Raw genomic sequence first — 21,195 nt, 5'->3', positions numbered from 1 at the left:
GCAAGGAGAGCATGATTTTATATGTCAATTCAAAAAATTTGGCAAAACTATAGTACTGGGATGGCAACCTACGATCGCTGCCATCCACCCACTGTTACTTCCCAGTGGGAGGCATTTAAAAGTGAAGTATTAGAGTTTACTGAGAATCCAAGCACTAAGGAAGCGTGGGATATTTTGCATTCAGGGGGACGATTATTCTGGAAGTTGACAGGTATACCTCTACAGTTAATAGCTTGGCCCACTGTTTGTAAACATAGCGAGCGTTATGCTAGCCACGGTTGTATTCGCAGTTCACGCAATTGTGAAGGTAGATGCCGTTATCAAGCCAATTCCCATTGACAAGCAAGGAGTAACAAAAATATAGACGCAAATTCAAACAATAAAAAGATCGGGCTGAGCTTGAAGAATCCGCCAACGAACAAGGGAGGTAGTGGGAAAATACACTCATGTAGGATAATGTTTGAAGAATTCCATATCCTGGATTATGAACGGTATCAATCCAAAAACCACCAGAATCTTTTTAACAAAGTTGATTGCATTGGGTGCGATCGCGCTGATTTTTGGTATTGGTGAAACAATCCATCGCGGATGTGCTACAGAGCCAGAACCAAACCCGGAAAATGCGCCATTTGATTCAAGAGACTGTATTAAATGTTACGTTGCTTATCCAAAAATAGCAAAGCAACAGGGTATTGAAGGCACAGTAGAAGTTGCTTTTGATGTTAACAACAATGGCAATCCCATCAACATCCGGCTAGTTCGTTCAAGTGGGTCACGGGAATTAGATGACGCGTTAATACAGCAAGTCCCGAACTTCCAATTAGATCCCAAATCTGCGGGAAGAAAAAATATACGATTAACAGTGAATTTTTCTATTAAAAAATAAAAACAAAATAGCAAAATTACTCATTTCTTCTGTTCGTATTAGCGCTTCTGTCTGAGAACGACGCATTGTTTTGTTGTACTAGGGCTGTTTTTACTGGTGGGTATAGTAGAGGTATCTTTAACCCGCCTGGATATCTTCCATGAGATTGCGATCGCATCTACAGTAGAAACACAGTTCTCTTAACCGCTAAATTTTTAACATATTTCGAGCTTTAAAATACTGGTTGAAACTTTTAACTTTTGACTTCCTTAATGGGGTTAGCTCATCCTCTATGCATGGCTCTCTAGAAGCTCGCACCACAAGATATTATGGTTGGAAACCCTATCCCTCATACTCGGCACCACGAATGATCGAAGTTGAAAAGTTAACTAAAAGATACGGTTCTACCCCAGCCATCGCTGATGTCACGTTTAATGTCGAACAAGGAGAGATTTTAGGCTTTCTCGGTCCAAATGGCGCTGGCAAAACAACAACCATGCGTATTTTAGCTGGTTATTTACCAGCGACAAGTGGAACGGCTCGGATTGCTGGCTTTGACGTCCACGATAACTCCTTAGCTGTGCGCCAACGCATTGGTTATCTCCCTGAGACACCTCCTTTGTACCCGGAAATGACCGTTGAAGGATTTTTGTATTTTGTATCGCGGATTAAAGGAATTCCCGCAGGCGATCGCACGGCAAAAGTCAAAGCAGCATTAGAAAAGTGTAACCTCGAAGATAAGCGCCACACCATCATTCGCAAGCTTTCCAAAGGGTACCGCCAAAGAGTAGGCATAGCCCAAGCCATTGTCCACGATCCACCAGCGATTATTCTTGATGAACCCACTGTTGGACTCGACCCCAGGCAAATTATTGAAGTCCGAAATTTAATTAAGAGTTTGGCAGGTAGCCATACAATTATTCTTTCGACTCACATTTTGCCAGAAGTAAATATGACTTGCAGTCGCGTAGCAATTATTAATCGAGGTAACATTGTAGCAACTAATACTATAGATAATTTGATGTCACAGTTGACGAGAGGCTCGGGATATGAAATAGAAATAAAGGGAGAAGCCAGCCTCGCCAAACAAATGTTACAAAAAATACCAGGTGTGGGTTTGGTAGAATCAGTTCCCACAGTGGCAATACAAGGTCATAACGATCTAAAAGATAACCGATCTCACCTGCGAGTGCTATCACAACCGGGAACTGAACCTGGTGAGGAAATTGCAACAGCGTTAGTGCGTGCGGGATTTAGTTTATGCGAAATGCGACGTGTTAGCGCTACTCTGGAAGATGTCTTTTTACAACTGACAACAGCAGAAAAGAGTTTGGAGATGGAGACAGAAACAGCAGAAGCCAAGGAAGGAGAAAAGGAAGGAGAAGCCGCTTAGATGGGTATAGTACTGGGTAATATTATTGCCATTTATCGCCGAGAGCTACAAAGCTATTTTGTATCGCCTTTAGCGTATGCTGTCGCAGGTGTATTTTGGTTTTTATCTGGATTGTTCTTTGTGCTTATTTTGATGGGACCGGAGGGTATTTTGTCAACAGTTGCTGCCTATGATTTACAAGGACAACAACTAGGAGTATCAGTTCCGCCAATAGATGTTCCTTATGAATTTGTACGTGCTTTTTTAGACAGAATGGGATGGCTGTTGTTATTTGTGCTGCCTATTCTTTCAATGGGTCTTTATGCTGAAGAACGCAAGCGAGGCACTTTGGAACTTTTATCCACATCCCCCATTACAAACTGGGCAGTCGCTGTCGGGAAATTGCTAGGAGTGCTGACATTTTTTACAACAATGGTGATGCCCATGCTAGTGTTGGAAGCGATCGCGTTAAGTGCATCCAATCCACCAATACCAGCAACAATTCCCCTGCTCGGTCATTTAGCGCTCATTTTACTAGCAGCAGCTATTTTATCCTTGGGAATGTTTATTTCCTCCCTAACAGACAGCACAATATTATCTGCAGTTCTCACATTCGCATTAATTTTATTACTCTTATTCCTGGATTTAATTGCCAAAAATATAGGTGGTTCTCTAGGAGAAGCAATAGGGCATCTATCATTGCTGAAACATTACAACACACTGGTACAAGGTATTTTTGATACCAGCAGCTTGCTTTTATTCTCCAGTTACATTATTCTGGGAGTTTTTCTCACAGCACAATCAATTGATACACTACGATTCCAACGTTCATAGTTTGTTGTTCGTTGTTAGTTGTTCGTTGTTAGTTGTTTTACCTACTACTAACAACTAACTACTGACCACTAACCACCAACTACTAACCACTAACAAAAAATGAAGACGATTGCTAAAAAGAAAATTTGGAAATATTTAGTTTGGTTGGGTTCTTTTCTTATAGCGGCGGGCGTGACTGCAGGGTTGGTATCAGAAAATTGGGGACTCATACCATTAGTACTTATAATTACAGGTACTGTTGTCATTGGATTGTGGCTGATATGGCAAAACCAACAAAATAATTGGTGGGCAAGACGTTCCACTCAAGCCAGTACCAATGCCCTATTTGCAACTTTGGCAGTTTTGGCAATTCTGGGGTTAGTTAACTTTTTAGGAACTCGCTACAACTGGAGAACTGACTTAACAGAAACCAAATTGTTTACCCTTTCTCCCCAGTCACGAGAATTGGTACGTTCTTTAGAAACTCCTGTTAAGGTGTGGGTATTTGATGCCAATCAAAATCCATTAGACCGGGATTTGCTAGAAGATTACCGACGGCAAAACCCAAAATTTAAATTTGAGTATGTCGATCCGCGTGGCAGACCGGGACTAACACGCAAGTTTGGTGTTAAAGAAGATGGAGAAGTCTATCTAGAATCTGGAGATAAAAGACAATTAGTACAGGTAGTGAGTCAGCAAGAACCTTTATCTGAAATAAAGGTTACTAATAGCTTGCAACAAGTCACTAACTTAGGTTCAGCTAAAGTTTACTTCCTTCAAGGTCACGGGGAACATCCAATTTCAGGCAATGAAGAAGGAATATCGCAAGCCATCAAAGCATTAAGTGATAGAACTTACACCACATTACCACTTAATCTTGCAGAAAATAAGGGCGTTCCTCAAGATGCTACTGTTGTTGCGCTTGTAGGTCCAAAACGAGCACTGTTTGAAAGCGAAGTGAACGCTTTACGGCAATTCCTCAATCGGGGTGGCAATTTACTGATCGCGATCGACCCCAGTATCGACCCAAAACTTAACAGTTTATTTGCTGAATGGGGTATTAGGTTAGATAATCGTTTGGTAGTGGATGTTTCTGGAAGTGTAGGGCTCGGTCCTGCAACACCTTTGGTGAGAGAATATGGAAAACACCCCATCACAAAGGATTTTGGGAACGGCATTTCTTTTTATCCGCTAGCACGAGCAATCGATATAACACCAGTAGCTGGTGTAGAAGCCACTCCTCTTCTCCTGACAAAGCCATATCCAGATAGTTGGGCTGAAAGCGATCTAGAAAGTGAGGATTTGAAGTTTAACCCAGAAAGCGATCGCAAAGGACCTTTGACATTAGGTGTTGCATTAAGGAAGAAACTAGCAGCTACACCTCCAACCCAACCCAACTCCATCCCTACACCCACAGCATCCCCAACACCAACCACTCAAGCCAGCCCTGCGGCTACCACCAAAGCGACTTCTAAACCAACTTCTTCACCAACAACTCAAGCCAAAGCTAACCCCAGTCCCAGTGCAAAACCCACAGCCACTGCATCACCAACACCAACAACTCAGGCTAGTGCAAAACCCACAGCCACTGCATCACCAACACCAACAACTCAGGCTAGCCCGACTCCTACAGCCACTGCGTCACCAACACCAACAACTCAGGCTAGCCCGACTCCCACAGCCACTGCATCACCAACAACTCAAGCACAAGGTAGCTCCCCCCCTCCTACTTCCCCTACCGCTACAGAATCGCGGATGGTCGTGATAGGAAATTCAGGCTTTATTGTGAATAACTTATTTGAACAACAGCTGAATAAAGATGTCTTTTTGAACTCAGTCACATGGCTCAGCCAACAGGACAGACAACCTCTATCAATTAGCCCCAAAGAAGTTAGAAACCGTCGCATTAACTTAACATCGGCTCAAGCCAATCTTTTAGAGATATCATCTCTGTTTGTTTTACCACTTATAGGGTTATTAGCAGCAGGTCTTCTTTGGTGGATCAGAAGGTAATTTTTTGTTAGTTGTTAGTAGGAGCGGATTGACTTACGCTCTTACCTACCCTTTATTCATTAGAAGTTAAGGCACTTATAAATCAACTTTATTTGATGTAAAGAGTCACTAACAACCACTAACCACTAACTCATTTATGAAACTCCAACGAACAACTTTAATTTTGTTACTGATAGCATTAGGTTTAGGAGGATTTGTTTATTTCTATGAAATTAGAGGTTCATCTCAACGCGAGGAAGTTAAGGACAACAAGCAGCCAATTTTCTCTTTTCAAGAAGATGATGTGCAGTCTTTAACAATTAAAACTCAAAATCAAACTATAAATTTAGAACGCAGTGGGAAGCCTGAAGGAACGAAGTGGTTGATGAAATCTCCTTCAGTTGTCCCAGCAAGTGACCCAATTGTCGGTTATTTGATGAATTTGCTCGTGGAAGGAAAAAGCGATCGCACTATACCCATTTCAAACAATCAGCTATCAGAATTTGGCTTAGATCGACCTCAAGCCACTATTGATATAAAACTTAAAAACCAACAAAATCATCAGTTAATTTTGGGACAATCTGATTTTAACCGCCGTTTTCTCTACGCTCAAGCAGATCCTTCCGCTCAAGCAAAAGGCAATCTTAACGTGCTATTAGTTTCTACAGATTTTGAAAATGCTGTCAAGCGCGACCTTTCTGAGTGGAAACAAGAGGCAGAAGACAATACCAGCAAACAATCAACACCCAGCGCTCAGCCTAGCCCGACAAGTAGAAAATAGACATTTGTTTTTTAATTATTTTTCGCTAGGAATAAGAAGCCAGTACACTTTTGCAACGTTCTTGGGAGCTACGAAACCATCAAGAAATTACCTTCTAATTGAAATTAGCAGCTAGTAGTCCACCAAGAAAATTATGACAGGTGTAAATCAGGATATAATCGTTAGAATTTAACTCTGGCATCTGAAGCCGCAAAACGCCAATCAATTTTCACTTTTTGTTTATTACGTTGTTCTTCCCAAGCATTAATTTCTTGGCGTAAAGTCTCAAGCTCGGGAATGCGACGCTCTAAGCATTGGCGTAAGAGAACAGAGATTTCAATTTCTACACCTCCACATTAGCTTGTCAAAATAATTTTGGCTGACTACTAGTCAGTGAGGTGATTTTGATTGAAGAAACAGGAGAGATTAAGAAGCTAGGGTAAAATTTAATTAAACGCTATTGTACCTAACAAAAGCTCTATAATTCAGAAATGGCAAATCTTTTCGGAAAGTGACAGAAGCTGTTAAGTGGCGTTCGCGAAGCGTGGCGGAGGCAATCGCCCCTCATGGATGAAAGAAACCTTGCGATTTCTTAGGAGAGGGATTAGAGGTTGAGGCAAAGTATGGTTCCTGATGTTGGCGTGCGCTTGCTGTCAGCTAATTGTGTAAAACTGGAAATAATGTGACTCAAACGACGACGACAGAGATTGGCAGATGCAAGATGAGCAGGCGGCATCTAAAAACAGGGGTTTTGTTGAGCATTGCTGTGTGGCAACTCAGTTATGTTCAACCGCTCGCGGCTCAAGTGATTCCTGATAACACGCTTCCTGTAGGAGAGAGATCGCTTGTCACAGGCAATCCCAATTATCAGATTGATGGCGGAGCAAAACGGGGTAGCAATTTATTTCACAGTTTCCAATCGTTTTCTGTCCCCACTGGGGGTAGTGCCTACTTCAACAATGCAACTGATGTGCAAAACATCTTCACTCGTGTCACAGGCAGCTCGAGAACCAATATTGATGGTGTGATTCGAGCAAATGGAGTAGCCAACCTGTTTTTGCTCAACCCGAATGGCATTGTGTTTGGTGCAGGAGCGCGACTGAATATTGGTGGCTCGTTTGTTGCCAGTACAGCTAACAGCATCAATTTTGCTGATAGCTTTCAGTATAGTGCCACCAGTCCCCAAACGACACCGTTATTGACTGTTAGCGTTCCCGTTGGCTTACAGATGGGAGTAAATCCGGGGCGAATTGCAGTCCAGGGGAATGGATATAACTTATCAGGTACACTTCCTGTCATCACCGCTTTAGTTAGAGGCAATGCCTCAACAGGTCTTGTCGTGCCAGCAGGACAAACCTTGGCATTAATTGGGGGAGACATCGATATCCAAGGAGGTGTGCTGACGGCAGAGCAAGGACAGATTGAGTTAGGCAGTGTGCGGGATGGAATTGTGAATTTAGGGAAAAAGTTTACTTTAAACTATCCAGGAATTCAAACCTTTGGCAATATTCACCTCTCACAGCAAGCATTAATTGATACTAGTGGCTCACCAGGTGGCTCGATTCAAGTGCAGGGCAATCGAGTTTTGCTCTTGCATGGCTCACTCATGTTAATTCAAAATCAAGGCGAGCAAGCGGCAGGAAACCTGCGTGTTAATGCTGCTGATTCTTTGGAACTGAGTGGAATCAGTTCCAGCGGTCAGTTGAGGGGTGGGTTGAATACGGAAACCATTGGCAGTGGACGGGGAGCGGATGTTGCTGTTTCAACCCGACAATTTGCGATTCGAGATGGTGCAGGCATTGTTACTCCTTCCTATGGTGCAGGTCGTACAGGAGATGTGACGGTTTCTGCTGATGATTCTGCCCAATTGATTGGATACGTATCTACTTTGGTTAGCAATATCTCCGCTTTGGCTTACAGTTCTGGAAATGTTGGAAATATCACCCTATCTACTCGACGGTTAAGTCTGCTTAATGGAGCAATTATCGGAGCCACCGCTGGAGATGGCAGTGGCAATGCAGGAAATGTGAATATTGATGCAACTGAATCGGTAGAACTGATTGGAGTCGGATCGTTCACAGTCAGTAATGTGAGCTCCTCTTCTAGCTTAAGAAGCACTGGAAACGGCGGAAATGTCACGATTAACACCTCTAGGCTGGTGGGTCGGGACGGAGGAAGCGTCACGGCTTTAACCTTGGGGACGGGTAGAGCAGGTAGTGTCACCATCAATGCAACTGAATCTGTAGAACTTAGCGGTATCGGGCAAGTTCCTCTTACCGATCTTCTTGTTCCCAGCCAAGTGAGTTCTTCTGCCCAACTTTTTTCGGCAACTGTGTTTCCAGAACGACGCATCCCGAATCAAAACTCTGGAGACGTGACTATTAACACCGGACGATTGAGCGTGACTGACAGTGCAAAAGTTGATGTCAGTCATGAAGGCACTGCTAGTGCTGGAACTGTGCGAATCAATGCCAATTCAATTCTTTTAGACCGCAAAGGAACGATTAGTGCGGCGACCGCATCTGGTGAAGGTGGTAACATTAACTTGAGCGTGCGGGATGTTCTGTTGCTTAGCAATAACAGTCCGATTACAGCTTCTGCTGATGGCACTGGTAACGGTGGCAACATCAGAATTAAAACCTCTTCACTCGTTGCTGTCAAGAATGAGAATAGTGACATCCGTGCCAATTCTGTCAATGCTCGTGGCGGTAATGTCATAATTAATGCCTCTGGTATCTTTGGCACTCAGTTTCGCCGCCAAGACACTGCTAGTAGCGACATCACCGCTTCTGGAGTTAACTCAGCCTTAAGTGGTACTGTCCAACTCAACATCGAACAACCTGACCCCATATCTGGCTTAGTTGAACTGCCCGTGACCCTGGTTGATTCATCGAACTTGATTGCGACTGGCTGTCCCGCTACTGAAGGCAATTCCTTCGTCATCACTGGGCGGGGTGGTTTGCCTCCCACTCCCGAACAACAATTAGATGATGACGCTGAGTGGCTTGACCGTCGTCGGTTAACAGTGAGTGGCTCACCCCAAAATTCCTCCTTAGAGCATCCTTTACCTGCTTGGACTTCTCAATCTCATAGCGAAGGAAGTTCTCCAATGGTGCTGGTCGAAGCGACCCGATGGCGCACTACCCCCACAGGAGAGATCGTACTTTTCAGCGATCCACTCGCACCAATCAAGCAATCTCCATCAATTCAATTAAGAAATTGTCAACAAAGGTAATTAATACAGTATATTTCGGGTAAATGAAGTACACCAGTAGGGGCAAACGACCGTTCGCCCTTACACTTAGGTGTACCTCATTCAGATACAACGTATTCCTAATATTGAAACTTTACGTCGAGAAACTAATGCTTGGGAAGAACAACGCAATCAACAAAAATCTAAAATTGATTGGCGTTTTGCGGCTTCAGATGCCAGAGTTAAATTCCAACGATTATATCCTAATTTACACCTGTCATAATTTTCTTGGTGGACTACTAGAAGGTTGTTCTCTCCATTCATCAAAACGAATTTGACTTGGTTCGTAGGTTGGGAAAAGTGTACTATTGGGATAGAGGTAGATTAAATGCAGAAACATTTTGTAACGAGCGATCGCCCGTGATGTAAATAACATCCAACTAACAAAGTTAAAACAAACAAATGTTTGGACTTTTTTTGGCGCAATCATATCAATTTTTCTGATTTAACTAGCAGATTTTAATGCATCTAGAGCTAGATTTAATTTCAGAACATTGACCCCAGGTTCACCAAATATCCCAAGAAAGCGACCATCAGTATTTTGATTAATTAAAGTTTCTAACTGTTGGGGTTGGAGTCCTCGCGCCTTGGCGATACGAGCAACTTGCGCTCTGGCTGCTTCTGGGGTAATGTGGGGGTCAAGGCTGGAACCCGAAGTATAAACTAGATCGGCGGTAGGTCGCACGCCAACTGTTTTTAATCGGTTCAAATCGCCTTCAACCCGTTTGCTGGGATCTGGATCGTCTTTACCTTTGATACGTTCTAGTAATGCTGGATTGCTAGGAGCTAGGTTACTGGCACCAGAAACTCCTGTTTTGAGAACTCCCCCCTCATCTTTGTTGGGATCGGCAGTGCTGTAACTGGTGGTACTGGGGCGAGAGTTAAAATAGCGATCGCTTGTAAAGGGTTGACCGATTAAGGCAGAACCTACAACTTGACCTTGGGCATTTTGGATCGCACTACCATTGGCTTGAAATGGAAATACAATCTGTCCAAAAGCAATCATCGCAAACGGATAAATAACAGCGCTAATTACCCAAAGGACTATGGTAGAACGAATTGCTCTGCTAGCTTCTGTGGTAAAACTCATTCTTATTTCTCCGGTACAAACATGACAAAAAACAAATATGTAGAAAGACTTAACGTTACCAGCCCTAACAGTCCTAATGCCCAAGCTTGAAAGTGGGAAAACTGTTCCCCAGTAGCAGCACAGACAACAGGCGCAACTATGAGGTTAAAACACATTGCCAAGAAGAGATACAGAGGTAGTTTTTGTCTGCGCCACTGCAACCAAATTTCATTGACTTCTGTAAGTACCAGGGCAAATACTTGAGGGAAAAGAATAGGACGAATGTGTATGCGAGGGGGTTTCATAGTAATTTTGAGCGAGGAGAAATTAAGACAAAGGTAAAATGATATCAATAAGTTTGATGGCAATGAAAGGTGCAATAATACCGCCCAAACCGTAAATAAGGATGTTACGTCTTAAAAGCTCGTCTGCTGTCAAAGGACGGAATTTTACTCCTTTGAGTGCAAGAGGAATCAGTGCGGGAATAATCAAAGCGTTGTAAATTAGTGCCGAGACAATGGCAGATTGAGCGCTTTTTAGTCCCATAATATTCAGTGCGCCAATGCCAGCCGCCGCAAAAATAGTGGGAATAATGGCGAAATACTTGGCAATATCGTTGGCGATGGAGAAAGTTGTTAATGCCCCACGGGTAATAAGTAATTGTTTACCAATCGTCACTAAATCGATTAACTTAGTGGGGTCGGAATCCAAGTCCACCATGTTTGCAGCTTCTTTAGCAGCTTGTGTACCAGAGTTCATTGCTAAACCTACGTTAGCCTGAGCCAGTGCAGGTGCGTCGTTAGTACCATCGCCAGTCATTGCCACTAACTTACCTTGAGATTGTTCGGAGGAAATGACGCTAATTTTAGCTTCTGGTGTCGCTTCTGCTATAAAGTCATCAACTCCGGCTTCTTTTGCAATAACACTAGCAGTAATGCGGTTGTCACCTGTTAGCATAACAGTCTTAACACCCATGCGCCGCAATTGGTCAAAGCGTTCCCGCAAGCCCGGTTTGACAATATCTTTGAGGTAGATAACACCGAAAATTTGGTCGTCTTGACAAACGGCTAAAGGTGTACCTCCCAATCGGGAAACGCGCTCGTAGGCTACATCCACATCTTCAGGAATGCGACCGCTACGAGAACGGACGAAGCCCTTAATCGCATCGACTGCCCCTTTACGGACTTGCTTTCCATTGGGTAAGTTAGTACCGCTCATCCGGGTTTTAGCTGAGAATTCCACACCTTCTGCACGTTTTAGGTCGAAATCAACTCTGACACCAGAATTTTCTGCTAGTTTGACAATTGACCTACCTTCGGGTGTTTCATCAAATACACTGGCGGCTAGAGCAACTCTTGCCACATCGGCCACTGTGTAACTATTCACGGGGAGAAACTCATTAGCCATCCGATTTCCCAAGGTAATAGTACCTGTTTTATCTAATACAAGTGTATTTATGTCGCCACAGGCTTCTACTGCTCGTCCAGATGTTGCAATAACATTAAATTGGGCAACTCTATCCATACCAGCAATACCGATCGCACTGAGCAAACCACCGATAGTTGTAGGTATTAAAGCCACCAAAAGAGAAATCAAGATAGCAACGCTCGCACCTGCACGCAAACTATTTCCGGCTTCCGTTCCAAACACTGTGCTAATAAAGTTAGCGATGTAGCTAGTAAAGGGAGGCATGGTTGCCACGACAATTAGGAAGACTTGTGTCAGTACGGCTAACAATACTGTTAAGGCAATCTCATTAGGAGTTTTCGTCCGTTCTGCGCCTTCTACGAGGGAAATCATGCGATCGATAAAGCCCTGACCGGGATCGGCTGTAATGCGAATTATCAATTCGTCGGATAACAGCCGCGTACCACCTGTCACTGAACTTGCAATATCTGTACCTGGTTGCTTGAGTACGGGAGCAGATTCCCCAGTAATTGCTGACTCATCCACCGAACCAATGCCTTGAAGGACTTCACCATCAGCAGGAATCATATCATTGGCAATGACTTTCACCAAATCATTTCGGCGCAATTCTGTAGAATTAACTTGCTGAATCGAACCATCAGGCAGTATTTTGCGAGCCACAGTATCGGAACGTGTTGACTTTAAAGAATCTGCTTGTGCCTTACCACGTCCTTCAGCTACTGCTTCTGCAAAGTTAGCAAACAGAACTGTGAAAAACAGAATTAAGGTAATTAACCCATTTAACAGGCGTTGCCGATCGACATCCACCTGTAAAGTGCCAAATAAATTCGGGTCAAGAGTTACCAGAAAAGTGACAATTGTCCCTACCCAAACCACAAACATCACTGGATTTTTGACAGCAATTCTCGGATGGAGCTTGACAAATGACTCTTGAATGGCTCTTTGATAAAGTAAGCGCATATCTGCTTTAGGTATGTGTCGGCGCGAGTCACGAGTTCCGTAAGGAGAACGGGGGGGACGGGGTGAAGAGGATGGTTCTACGTTAGTTGTCATAAATTCTTAAAGACAAGGGAGACAAGGAGAACAAGACAGACCAATGACCGCTTATCCAATACCTTTAGCAATCCAAAAAGCTTCGCTGATGGGACCGAATGCCAAAACTGGGAAGAATGTTAGCGCACCAAGGATTAAAATTATACCTGCGGTTACACCTGTAAATAATCCAGTATCAGTTCGCAATGTTCCAGTAGTGAAAGGAACTTGTTGTTTGCGGGACATACTATCCGCTAGTAAGAGCAGTCCGATAATTGGGATGTAGCGTCCAGCAAGGAGACTGAAGCTAGCACTCAGGTTCCACCATAAAGCAGTTGCAGTAGTTTGCGTACCAGTTGCAAGAGCCAAAGGTGAGGGTTGAGAATCCCCTAAGCCTTCAAATCCCGAACCATTATTAGCTGCAGCAGAGGCGTATTCATAGATGACTTGAGCAAAGCCGTGAAAGCCGGGATTGCTGATTCCTGCTAGTTGGTCGGGAAATGCTAAAGCTATTCCAGCAGGAATCATAATGGCGATAGGGTGAACCAAGAGAATGAGAAAACTTGCCAGTACCACTTCACGCTTTTCTATTTTGCGTCCAAGGAATTCTGGTGTACGCCCTACCATTAAACCTGTAACAAACACTGTCAAAATTAGGTAGGCAAATAAGTAAGCTGTTCCCGTACCCTGACCTCCCCACACAATTTGCAGGAACATATTAGACAGGGTCACAAATCCCCCATTGGGCATGAATGAGTCATGCATACTATTAACTGCACCGCACATCGTACCCGTTGTACTGACAGCGAACAATGCAGATTGCGCCCAACCAAATCTGACTTCTTTTCCTTCTAGGTTCGGTTGCGTACTTCCTAGTAGTCCATTTACTGCTCGATTGCCATCATATTCACCAATGGCAGTCATGATGATAAAGGCGACATAAATCACACCTACCATACCGTAGACTAACCAACTTTGTTTGGTGTTATTAGCAAACAAACCATAGGTGTAAATTAGAGATGTAGGAATAGAAAGCATTGCTACAATCTCAATTAAGTTAGAAAACCCATTGGGATTTTCAAAAGGATGTGCTGAGTTGATAGCAAAAAAGCCGCCGCCATTTTCTCCTAACTGCTTGATAATTTCAAAATGAGCCACAGGACCGCGAGCGATCGCTTGACTAATGTTAGGGTCTTCTAAGGTGGGGAACACAATTGGTCCTGCTAAAGTTTCCGGTACTCCAGCAACCATCAAGGCAATCCCACCTAGGACACAAATAGGTAGTAAGACCCTTGTAATACTGCGGGTTAAGTCTACATAAAAGTTACCCAATGGTCTACCAGTCAACCCACGAATAAAGGCAATAGCTACAGCAATCCCCGTTGCTGCCGAAGTAAACATATGAAACCCCAGCCCAAACATTTGGCTGCCATAACTCATGTAGGTTTCACCTGAGTAATGCTGTTGATTGGTATTGGTAATAAAGGAAATGGCAGTGTGCAATGCTGTATCCCAAGTTGGCGCACCTAGATTTGTAGGATTGAGGGGCAACCATCCTTGATTGATAATTAGCAAAAACACAAAAAAACCCATAACAAAATTACTGTACAAGATGGCTCTTGCATACTGAACACCTGTCATATCCTCTTTAGTTTGAACGCCTATCCAAGAGTAAATTGCTCCCTCGACAGGGTTCAAAATAGGATCGAGCAAAGTGCGCTGTTCTTGGTATACAAAAGCCATGTATCGCCCAAAAAAGGGAGTTATTGCTACTACAATGAGTAACGTTAATCCTATTTGAATCCATCCTTGTAACATGAGTTATATCAGTTGGTAATTTTTAATTAAGAATGTCAAAACCTATTTCAAACAATAGATATTAGTTAAATTCAACATGGTTCAATGTTTCATAACAAATTCCAGGAATGGCTAGACTTATCAATCTGCTGTTTGTGTCAATTTATTTACATTATTTATTGATTTTGAAATAAAGACAAGGGACAGGAGATATAAAAATAATATAAATTTTTATATATTTAGCGTTTAGGTGTTTCTATATCTAGCGTTTAGTTAAATATCTCTCCTGTTTAGAACGGTTAGATATCTTCTAAACGTTATTTTAGATTGTTGCAAGTCACACAAATCATAAATGATTTGTGTGAAAATCCACCCTCCTAGCTAATGCCGTCTCCTTGATGTCTTGGGGAGACTACAGGTGGCAACCATAATTTCAAATTCTTATATTTCATTTAGGACTGCTAATGGCTAATAGCTAATTGCTTTTTGACCATTAGCTATTAGCCATTAGCCATTAGCAATCAAATTGTTTTACAATTGATTTAGGAGTACTATGTTAAGATAAGAATTTAAGTATTTGTTATAAAATCAATAACCTTTACGGTCGAGAATATATTCTAAATGCTTCTATTTCTGGCGAAATTCTTGCCTAAAAACTCAAAATCTAGCAAATTAACGATTGTATTAGGTCTGTTTCTCACTGTCATATTTATGGAGTTTGGAACACCTACCGAATACTTGTTTGGCTATCTTTATACAGGTCCAATATTATTGACCAACTTATGGTTTGAGGGAATTGCAACTTTTCAGGCAACAACTTTAGCTGTGTGCTTAACCATTTTAAATCTTTTTTTACCAGGGGGTGAAAAGATCGAGCTATATACAATTGCCAGTAGAGCGATCGCCTCAGTGGCTTTAATTGTTACTGGTGTACTAAGCGAACGGTTGCGTCGTTCCCAAGAAGCGATTACCCTTGCCCGTGCCAAGCTAGAATCTCAAGAGGAATTAATCAAAGTCAGAGAAGATTTTGCTTCTACACTCACCCACGATCTAAAAACACCACTGCTAGGAGCAATTGAAACAATCGCAGCATTTCAACAAGCAAAATTTGGTCCAGTCTTACCCACTCAGCAACAAGTCTTAGCAACAATGGCACGCAGTCACAAGACTTCCTTACAACTTTTAGAAACTTTACTAGATATCTATCGCAACGATATTGAAGGATTAAAGCTGAACTTAGCACCTGTAGACTTAACTAATTTAGCAGAAGATGTGGCTAATAGTTTGATTGAATTAGCCGCAAATCGTCGCGTTCATCTCTCGGTTAATTATTGTGAATCTGATTGGCGACGGGCATTGTGGGTTCGGGGTGATGCACTGCAACTGCAACGAGTTTTTAACAATCTTTTAGTGAATGCGATTAATCATTCGCGACGTGGTGCAAAGGTGGAAGTCGTCTTGGAAGGACAAGCTTCTTACCAAGTCGTGAAAATTTTGGACACAGGTGCAGGGATTCAACCAGCACAGATCCCTTATTTATTTGAACGATTTTATCAAGGGCATAGCGATCGCCAAGCCAAAGGTTCGGGATTGGGGCTTTACTTATCTCGTCAAATTATTGAAGCCCACGGAGGTATAATTTGGGCAGAGAACAGAGTCCCAAATGGTGCTATGTTTGCTTTTAAACTGCCTGTCTACCCCTTTCAATCTCTAACTGTGTGATATGTCCTCTATCCCAATTAAAATTCTGCTTGTTGAGGACGATGAACTCTTCCGCTTGGGCTTGCGCGTGCGATTGCAACAAGAACCAGGGTTAGAGATTGTCGCTGAAGCTGAAGATGGTGAAACAGCGATCGATTTAGTTAAGCAAACTTCTCTAGATGTGGTGCTGTTAGATGTGGGTTTGCCAGGAATTGGGGGAATTGAAGCTTGCAGACAGATTAAACAGCAAAATGCCCTACTGCCCGTTTTAGTTCTCACTTCCCATTCACAAAAACCCCTTATTACACGCTTAATTGAAGCAGGCGCACAAGGCTACTGTCTTAAAGGAATTGCTGCTGAAAAATTAGTTTTAGCACTGCGTTCTGTAGCGAGTGGTGCTTCTTGGTGGGATGCAACTGCAACCCAAGAAATTCGTTCTTTCTTGAGAGCCGAACTCACTCAATCTGAGCCAGAAAACATCACACCGCTTTCCAATCCACTGACTCAGCGCGAACAAGAAATTTTGTCACTGTTAGCTGTCGGAAAAACCAATCAAGAAATCGCTCATGCGTTGTACATTGCACCAGGAACAGTGCGCGTTCATATTCACGCGATTTTACAGAAATTAGAAGTGAGCGATCGCACTCAGGCTGTAATTGTTGCTTTACAAAAACGCTTGATTAAAACTAGCTAAACCCAAGCCCAATCTATTTACCGCAGACAGAAACACGTATTGTTTTTGCTTACAGTCACCATAGGAAAGCTACGCAGTTAAGCTATCTCTATCAGTCATAAAAAAAAATTATATTTAAATAGCATTGTAATTTCTTCAAGTTATAAATATAGTTCTTTACAGAAGCATATAAAAATTCATCTAACACACAACAACATATTAAGTTGCACCCGGAGGCTCTTATGGTAGCACTGACCGAGCGAGTTCAGCGCAGACTGACGATACATTCTATGGAAATTTCCCCCGATACAATCACAATCCGCAGCTTGGATTGGGATCGCGATCGCTTCGATATTGAGTTTGGTCTCCAAAACGGCACAACTTACAATTCTTTTTTGATCCAGGGCGAAAAAGTAGCTTTAATTGATACCTCTCATGAAAAGTTTCGCCAGTTATATCTGGATGCTTTAGCTGGGCTCGTTAACCTAAATTCACTCGACTATTTGATTGTCAGTCATACTGAGCCAGACCACAGCGGATTGATCCAAGACATACTAGCGCTAGCGCCTCAAGTCACTGTTGTCGGTTCAAAAGTCGCAATTCAGTTTCTAGAAAATTGGCTGCATCAGCCATTTAAACAACAAATTGTGAAGAATGGCGATCGCTTGGATTTGGGTAACGGACATATTTTGGAATTTGTCATTGCACCAAATCTGCATTGGCCTGATACAATATTCACTTACGATGCCAAAACACAAATTTTGTATACCTGTGATGCCTTTGGCATGCACTATTGCGATGACCACACCTTTGATGAAGACTTAGCCCTCATTGAAGAAGATTTCCAATACTACTACGACTGTCTGATGAGACCAAACGCTCGCTCGGTGTTATCTGCTCTCAAACGGATGAGCGAGTTACCTGCATTGACGACTATTGCTACAGGTCACGGTCCCCTACTCCATTACAACTTAACCGATCTTGTCAATCGCTACCGACAGTGGAGTCAAGAACAAGCCAAAGCAGAAACCACTGTTGCTGTCTTTTATGTCTCTGATTATGGGTTTAGCGATCGCCTTTCACAAGCTATTGCTCACGGTATTACAAAAACTGGCGTAGCAGTAGAAATGATGGATTTAAAATCAGCCGATCCTCAAGATGTCAAAGAATTAGTCAGTATTGCTAGTGGATTAGTCATTGGAACCCCACCAATTTCAGGTGCTTCTGCAGCTTCTGCTCAAACAGCCCTCAGCACTATTCTGGCTGTAGCGAAGTCCAAACAATGTATTGGCGTATTTGAATCTGGAGGTCAAGATGGTGAATCTGTCTATTTACTACTCAATAGGTTTCGAGATTTGGGCTTAAATCCAGCTTTTTCGCCAATTGTTCTTAAAGAAACACCAACAGAAACAACATATCATTTGTGCGAAGAAGCTGGAACCGATATGGGACAGTGGCTGTCTCGCGATCGTAGCATCAAACAACTCAAATCCTTAAATTCCGATCTAGAAAAAGCTTTGGGACGGCTCAGTAATGGGTTATATATTCTCACTGCTCAAAAAGGAAATGTTAGCAGTGCGATGTTAGCTTCTTGGGTTGCCCAAGCTAGCTTCAAACCCTTGGGAATAACAGTTATGGTAGCTAAAGACCGTGCTATTGAGTCTTTGCTACACGTAGGCGACCAGTTTGTTCTCAACATATTAGAAGAAGACAACTATCAGAAATTAATGAAGCATTTTTTGCAACGCTTCCATCCTGGTGCCGATCGCTTCGCAGGTATCAAAACTTATGCTGCGAACAATAATTGTCCGATATTAGCAGATGCCCTTGCTTATATAGAGTGTCAAGTCCAAAGCCGTTTGGATTGCGGCGATCATTGGGCTGTCTACAGCACTGTCTCTGTAGGTCGTGTTTCAAAACCCGATGCTCTCACTGCTGTTCACCACCGCAAGATTGGGAATCATTACTAAGTAGCTAATGGCTAATGGCTAATAGCTAATGGCTATTAGCTATTAGCTACTAACAACTAACAATTAATAAATAACAACTAACCACTATGAAATTACGTGATGTTCAAGTTGCTTCGATTGGCGATCGCACTACTATATTGAGATCTCGTACATGGGATCGACTTAAGTTTGAAGTAGAATACTCTTTACAAAAGGGTACAACGGCAAATTCCTATCTCATCCAAGCTGAAAAAACGGCGCTTATAGACCCTCCTGGAGAATCATTTACTAAGATTTACTTAGAGCAGTTACAGCAGCAGCTAGAATTTACACAACTGGATTATGTGATTTTGGGTCATGTGAATCCCAATCGCTGTGTAACCTTAAAGGAGTTGTTAGAACTAGCTCCTCAAATTACATTTATCTGTGCGAAAGCGGGCGCAGTTGCGTTGCGTGCGGCTTTTCCAGAAAAAGAGTTAAAAATTAGCGTTGCTAGGGAGGAAGAGGTTTTAGATTTAGGCTTGGGTCATAAATTGCAATTTATTCCCGTCCCAACTTCACGCTGGCCTGACGAGCTTTATACTTACGATTCTCTTACTCGCATTCTCTTTAGTGATAAACTTTTTGGTGCTCATGTTTGTGGTGATGAAATTTTTGATGAAGGTTGGAAACTTTTAGACGAAGACCGACGGCACTACTATGATTGTCTTCATGCTGCTCAGTCTCGGCAGGTGGAAATAGCACTCAATAAATTTACTTCTTTATCAGTCAGTTTCTACGCCCCCGGTCACGGTCCTCTTGTACGTTACAGCAAAAGCCGACTCAATCACGACTATCGGCTGTGGAGTCAACAGCAAAAGGAACGTGACTTGACAGTCGCTCTAATTTATGCATCTGCTTATGGAAATACAGGCACTATAGCACAAGCGATCGCCAAGGGTATTACAAAAGCAGGTGTTGCGGTAGAATCAATAAACTGTGAGTCAGCAGAGCCGTCTGAAATTCATGCTCTTGTGGAAAAATGTGATGGATTTATCATTGGTTCCCCTACATTGGGAGGACATATGCCCACGCAAGTGCAAACTGCTTTGGGTATAGTGCTTTCTGTTGCTGCCAAAAACAAGTTAGCGGGCGTATTTGGCTCTTATGGTTGGAGTGGAGAAGCTGTTGATGAGATTGAAAGCAAATTACAAGATGCAGGTTATCATTTTGGCTTTGACACCATTCGAGTCAAGTTTAAACCCAGCGATACCATTCTTCAGCAGTGTAAAGAAGCTGGTACCGATTTTGCCCAAGCCTTGAAAAAGGCAAAGAAAATTCGGGCTCCCCGCCAACCCATCAGTGATTCTCAAATTGACAGAACTGAGCAGGCGGTAGGACGAATTGTTGGCTCTTTATGTGTAGTATCTGCCAAGCGTGGAGAAGTCACGAGTGCAATGTTAGCTTCTTGGGTGACTCAGGCTAGCTTCAATCCTCCTGGTTTAACAGTTGCAGTTGCTAAAGACCGAGCCATTGAATCTATAGTGCATACGGGAGACGAATTTGTTCTGAACATCCTTAAAGAAGGTATGAACTTGAGGCGACACTTCCTTCAACCCTTTGCGCCAGGGGAAGATCGCTTTGTTGGTTTAGCAACCCAAGCTAGTGAAAATGGTTGTCCAATTCTCAGTGATGCGCTTGCTTATTTGGAATGTAGCGTTCACAGTCGTTTGGATTGTGGAGATCACTGGCTTGTTTATGCGATCGTCAATAATGGTCAAATGCTACAACCTACAGGAATGACTGCAATACACCATCGTAAATCAGGCAGTCAATACTAAATGGCTAATGGCTAATGGCTAATGGCTAATGGCTAATGGTGAGTCCAGTCCTGCAGGCGGGTTTCCCGCCGTAGGGAACTGGCGAACCCGAAGGGCTAATGGCTAATTGCTGCTAATGACTAACCACTAACAATTTAGGAGAAATCAATGCAAGGATTGTTAAAGAAATCATTCATCATAAAATATGAATGGTTAAATAGATCTCTAATTGTACGTTGTCTTGAAACGGTACAAGATTTAATTGTTATTTCTTTGTGCATTGGTTTATTTAGCTTGATGGCAATTCAGCTGCGAGCCATGTTCTATTCTTTACTGCCTCCCCTAAATTTCCAAGCGGTCACTTCAGATATTTTATTTCTATTAATTTTAGTCGAGTTATTTCGACTGCTGATTATTTACTTACAAGAACAACGGGTTTCTATTGGTGTAGCAGTAGAAGTTTCGATAGTATCTGTTTTGCGAGAAGTTATTGTTAGGGGAGTACTAGAGGCAGAATGGAATCAAATTTTAGCAGCTTGCGCCTTTCTACTAGTTATGGCAGTACTACTTATAGTTCGAGTGTGGTTACCACCGACTTTTAGTGGAATCGATCCAGAAAAACGGGTTTCTTTAAGAAATCAAATTCTCACCTCAGACAAAAGAAGTTTAGAGTAGAATTCATAACTTCTTCT

The 21,195-nt window shown here is 42.6% G+C and carries 18 protein-coding genes and 1 pseudogene; 13 read left to right on the top strand and 6 right to left on the bottom strand.

The features are described from left to right. Positions 1-21 precede the first annotated feature (21 nt). The 6 genes from HC643_RS35200 to HC643_RS35175 all read left to right on the top strand — a co-directional run bounded on the left by HC643_RS35200 (position 22) and on the right by HC643_RS35175 (position 5,823). Complete coding sequence (locus HC643_RS35200) at positions 22-339, top strand: hypothetical protein (protein WP_202048684.1); 318 nt, start codon at positions 22-24, stop codon at positions 337-339. 145 nt (positions 340-484) lie between these two features. Then, on the top strand, positions 485-886 hold the full coding sequence (locus HC643_RS35195; protein WP_038082880.1) for an energy transducer TonB: 402 nt from the start codon (positions 485-487) through the stop codon (positions 884-886). 346 nt (positions 887-1,232) lie between these two features. Further along, on the top strand, positions 1,233-2,258 hold the full coding sequence (locus HC643_RS35190) for an ABC transporter ATP-binding protein (RefSeq protein WP_038082881.1): 1,026 nt from the start codon (positions 1,233-1,235) through the stop codon (positions 2,256-2,258). Then, complete coding sequence (locus HC643_RS35185) at positions 2,259-3,071, top strand: ABC transporter permease (protein ID WP_038082882.1); 813 nt, start codon at positions 2,259-2,261, stop codon at positions 3,069-3,071. A gap of 99 nt (positions 3,072-3,170) precedes the next feature. Next, positions 3,171-5,063, top strand: coding sequence for a Gldg family protein (locus tag HC643_RS35180; protein ID WP_050046491.1), 1,893 nt, complete (start codon positions 3,171-3,173; stop codon positions 5,061-5,063). 136 nt (positions 5,064-5,199) lie between these two features. After that, positions 5,200-5,823 (top strand): DUF4340 domain-containing protein, encoded by a 624-nt coding sequence (locus HC643_RS35175; protein ID WP_038080459.1) that lies wholly within the window; start codon positions 5,200-5,202, stop codon positions 5,821-5,823. Between the two features lie 161 nt (positions 5,824-5,984). On the opposite strand, the pseudogene HC643_RS41780 reads toward HC643_RS35175, so the two are convergent. Continuing rightward, a pseudogene (locus HC643_RS41780) lies at positions 5,985-6,146 on the bottom strand (IS630 family transposase); the annotation flags it as partial. Positions 6,147-6,523: 377 nt separating this feature from the next. On the opposite strand from HC643_RS41780, the gene HC643_RS35170 reads away from it, so the two are divergent. Together HC643_RS35170 and HC643_RS35165 are read left to right on the top strand one after the other, a co-directional pair. Beyond that, a complete protein-coding gene (locus HC643_RS35170) occupies positions 6,524-9,037 on the top strand; it encodes a two-partner secretion domain-containing protein (RefSeq protein ID WP_050046492.1) in 2,514 nt (837 codons plus the stop codon). A gap of 70 nt (positions 9,038-9,107) precedes the next feature. After that, on the top strand, positions 9,108-9,278 hold the full coding sequence (locus HC643_RS35165; protein ID WP_153021412.1) for a hypothetical protein: 171 nt from the start codon (positions 9,108-9,110) through the stop codon (positions 9,276-9,278). On the opposite strand, the gene HC643_RS35160 is transcribed toward HC643_RS35165, so the two are convergent. From HC643_RS35160 to kdpA, 5 genes are read right to left on the bottom strand one after another with little or no spacing between them, the layout of a single operon-like run. Then, positions 9,273-9,485 (bottom strand): glycine-rich domain-containing protein, encoded by a 213-nt coding sequence (locus HC643_RS35160; protein WP_050046493.1) that lies wholly within the window; start codon positions 9,483-9,485, stop codon positions 9,273-9,275. The two genes, HC643_RS35165 and HC643_RS35160, sit on opposite strands and share 6 nt — an antisense overlap. A gap of 15 nt (positions 9,486-9,500) precedes the next feature. Continuing rightward, entirely contained in the window at positions 9,501-10,145 is a 645-nt protein-coding gene (gene kdpC, locus HC643_RS35155; RefSeq protein ID WP_038080458.1) for a K(+)-transporting ATPase subunit C, read from the bottom strand. 2 nt (positions 10,146-10,147) lie between these two features. Next, positions 10,148-10,429: a potassium-transporting ATPase subunit F gene (locus HC643_RS35150; RefSeq protein WP_038080457.1), complete on the bottom strand. Its 282-nt coding sequence runs from the start codon at positions 10,427-10,429 to the stop codon at positions 10,148-10,150. 22 nt (positions 10,430-10,451) lie between these two features. Beyond that, positions 10,452-12,605 (bottom strand): potassium-transporting ATPase subunit KdpB, encoded by a 2,154-nt coding sequence (gene kdpB / locus HC643_RS35145; protein ID WP_202048683.1) that lies wholly within the window; start codon positions 12,603-12,605, stop codon positions 10,452-10,454. A 51-nt stretch (positions 12,606-12,656) separates the two neighbouring features. Beyond that, on the bottom strand, positions 12,657-14,402 hold the full coding sequence (gene kdpA / locus HC643_RS35140; protein WP_038082577.1) for a potassium-transporting ATPase subunit KdpA: 1,746 nt from the start codon (positions 14,400-14,402) through the stop codon (positions 12,657-12,659). Between the two features lie 600 nt (positions 14,403-15,002). Here kdpA and HC643_RS35135 point away from each other — a divergent pair. The 5 genes from HC643_RS35135 to HC643_RS35115 all read left to right on the top strand — a co-directional run bounded on the left by HC643_RS35135 (position 15,003) and on the right by HC643_RS35115 (position 21,178). Further along, complete coding sequence (locus HC643_RS35135; protein ID WP_038082578.1) at positions 15,003-16,103, top strand: sensor histidine kinase; 1,101 nt, start codon at positions 15,003-15,005, stop codon at positions 16,101-16,103. A gap of 1 nt (position 16,104) precedes the next feature. Next, a complete protein-coding gene (locus tag HC643_RS35130) occupies positions 16,105-16,776 on the top strand; it encodes a response regulator transcription factor (RefSeq protein ID WP_038082579.1) in 672 nt (223 codons plus the stop codon). 221 nt (positions 16,777-16,997) lie between these two features. Next, positions 16,998-18,725 carry a diflavin flavoprotein gene (locus HC643_RS35125; RefSeq protein WP_038082580.1) on the top strand — a complete coding sequence of 576 codons (1,728 nt, stop codon included), beginning with the start codon at positions 16,998-17,000 and terminating at the stop codon, positions 18,723-18,725. 86 nt (positions 18,726-18,811) lie between these two features. Further along, positions 18,812-20,524: a diflavin flavoprotein gene (locus HC643_RS35120; RefSeq protein WP_038082581.1), complete on the top strand. Its 1,713-nt coding sequence runs from the start codon at positions 18,812-18,814 to the stop codon at positions 20,522-20,524. 147 nt (positions 20,525-20,671) lie between these two features. Beyond that, complete coding sequence (locus tag HC643_RS35115) at positions 20,672-21,178, top strand: phosphate-starvation-inducible PsiE family protein (RefSeq protein ID WP_050046494.1); 507 nt, start codon at positions 20,672-20,674, stop codon at positions 21,176-21,178. Positions 21,179-21,195 lie beyond the last annotated feature (17 nt).

The sequence above is a fragment of the Tolypothrix bouteillei VB521301 genome (assembly GCF_000760695.4).
Lineage (GTDB): Bacteria > Cyanobacteriota > Cyanobacteriia > Cyanobacteriales > Nostocaceae > Scytonema > Scytonema bouteillei_A.
The sequence above is the reverse complement of the archived record's forward strand: the minus strand, read 5'-3'. Positions and strand labels throughout refer to the sequence as shown.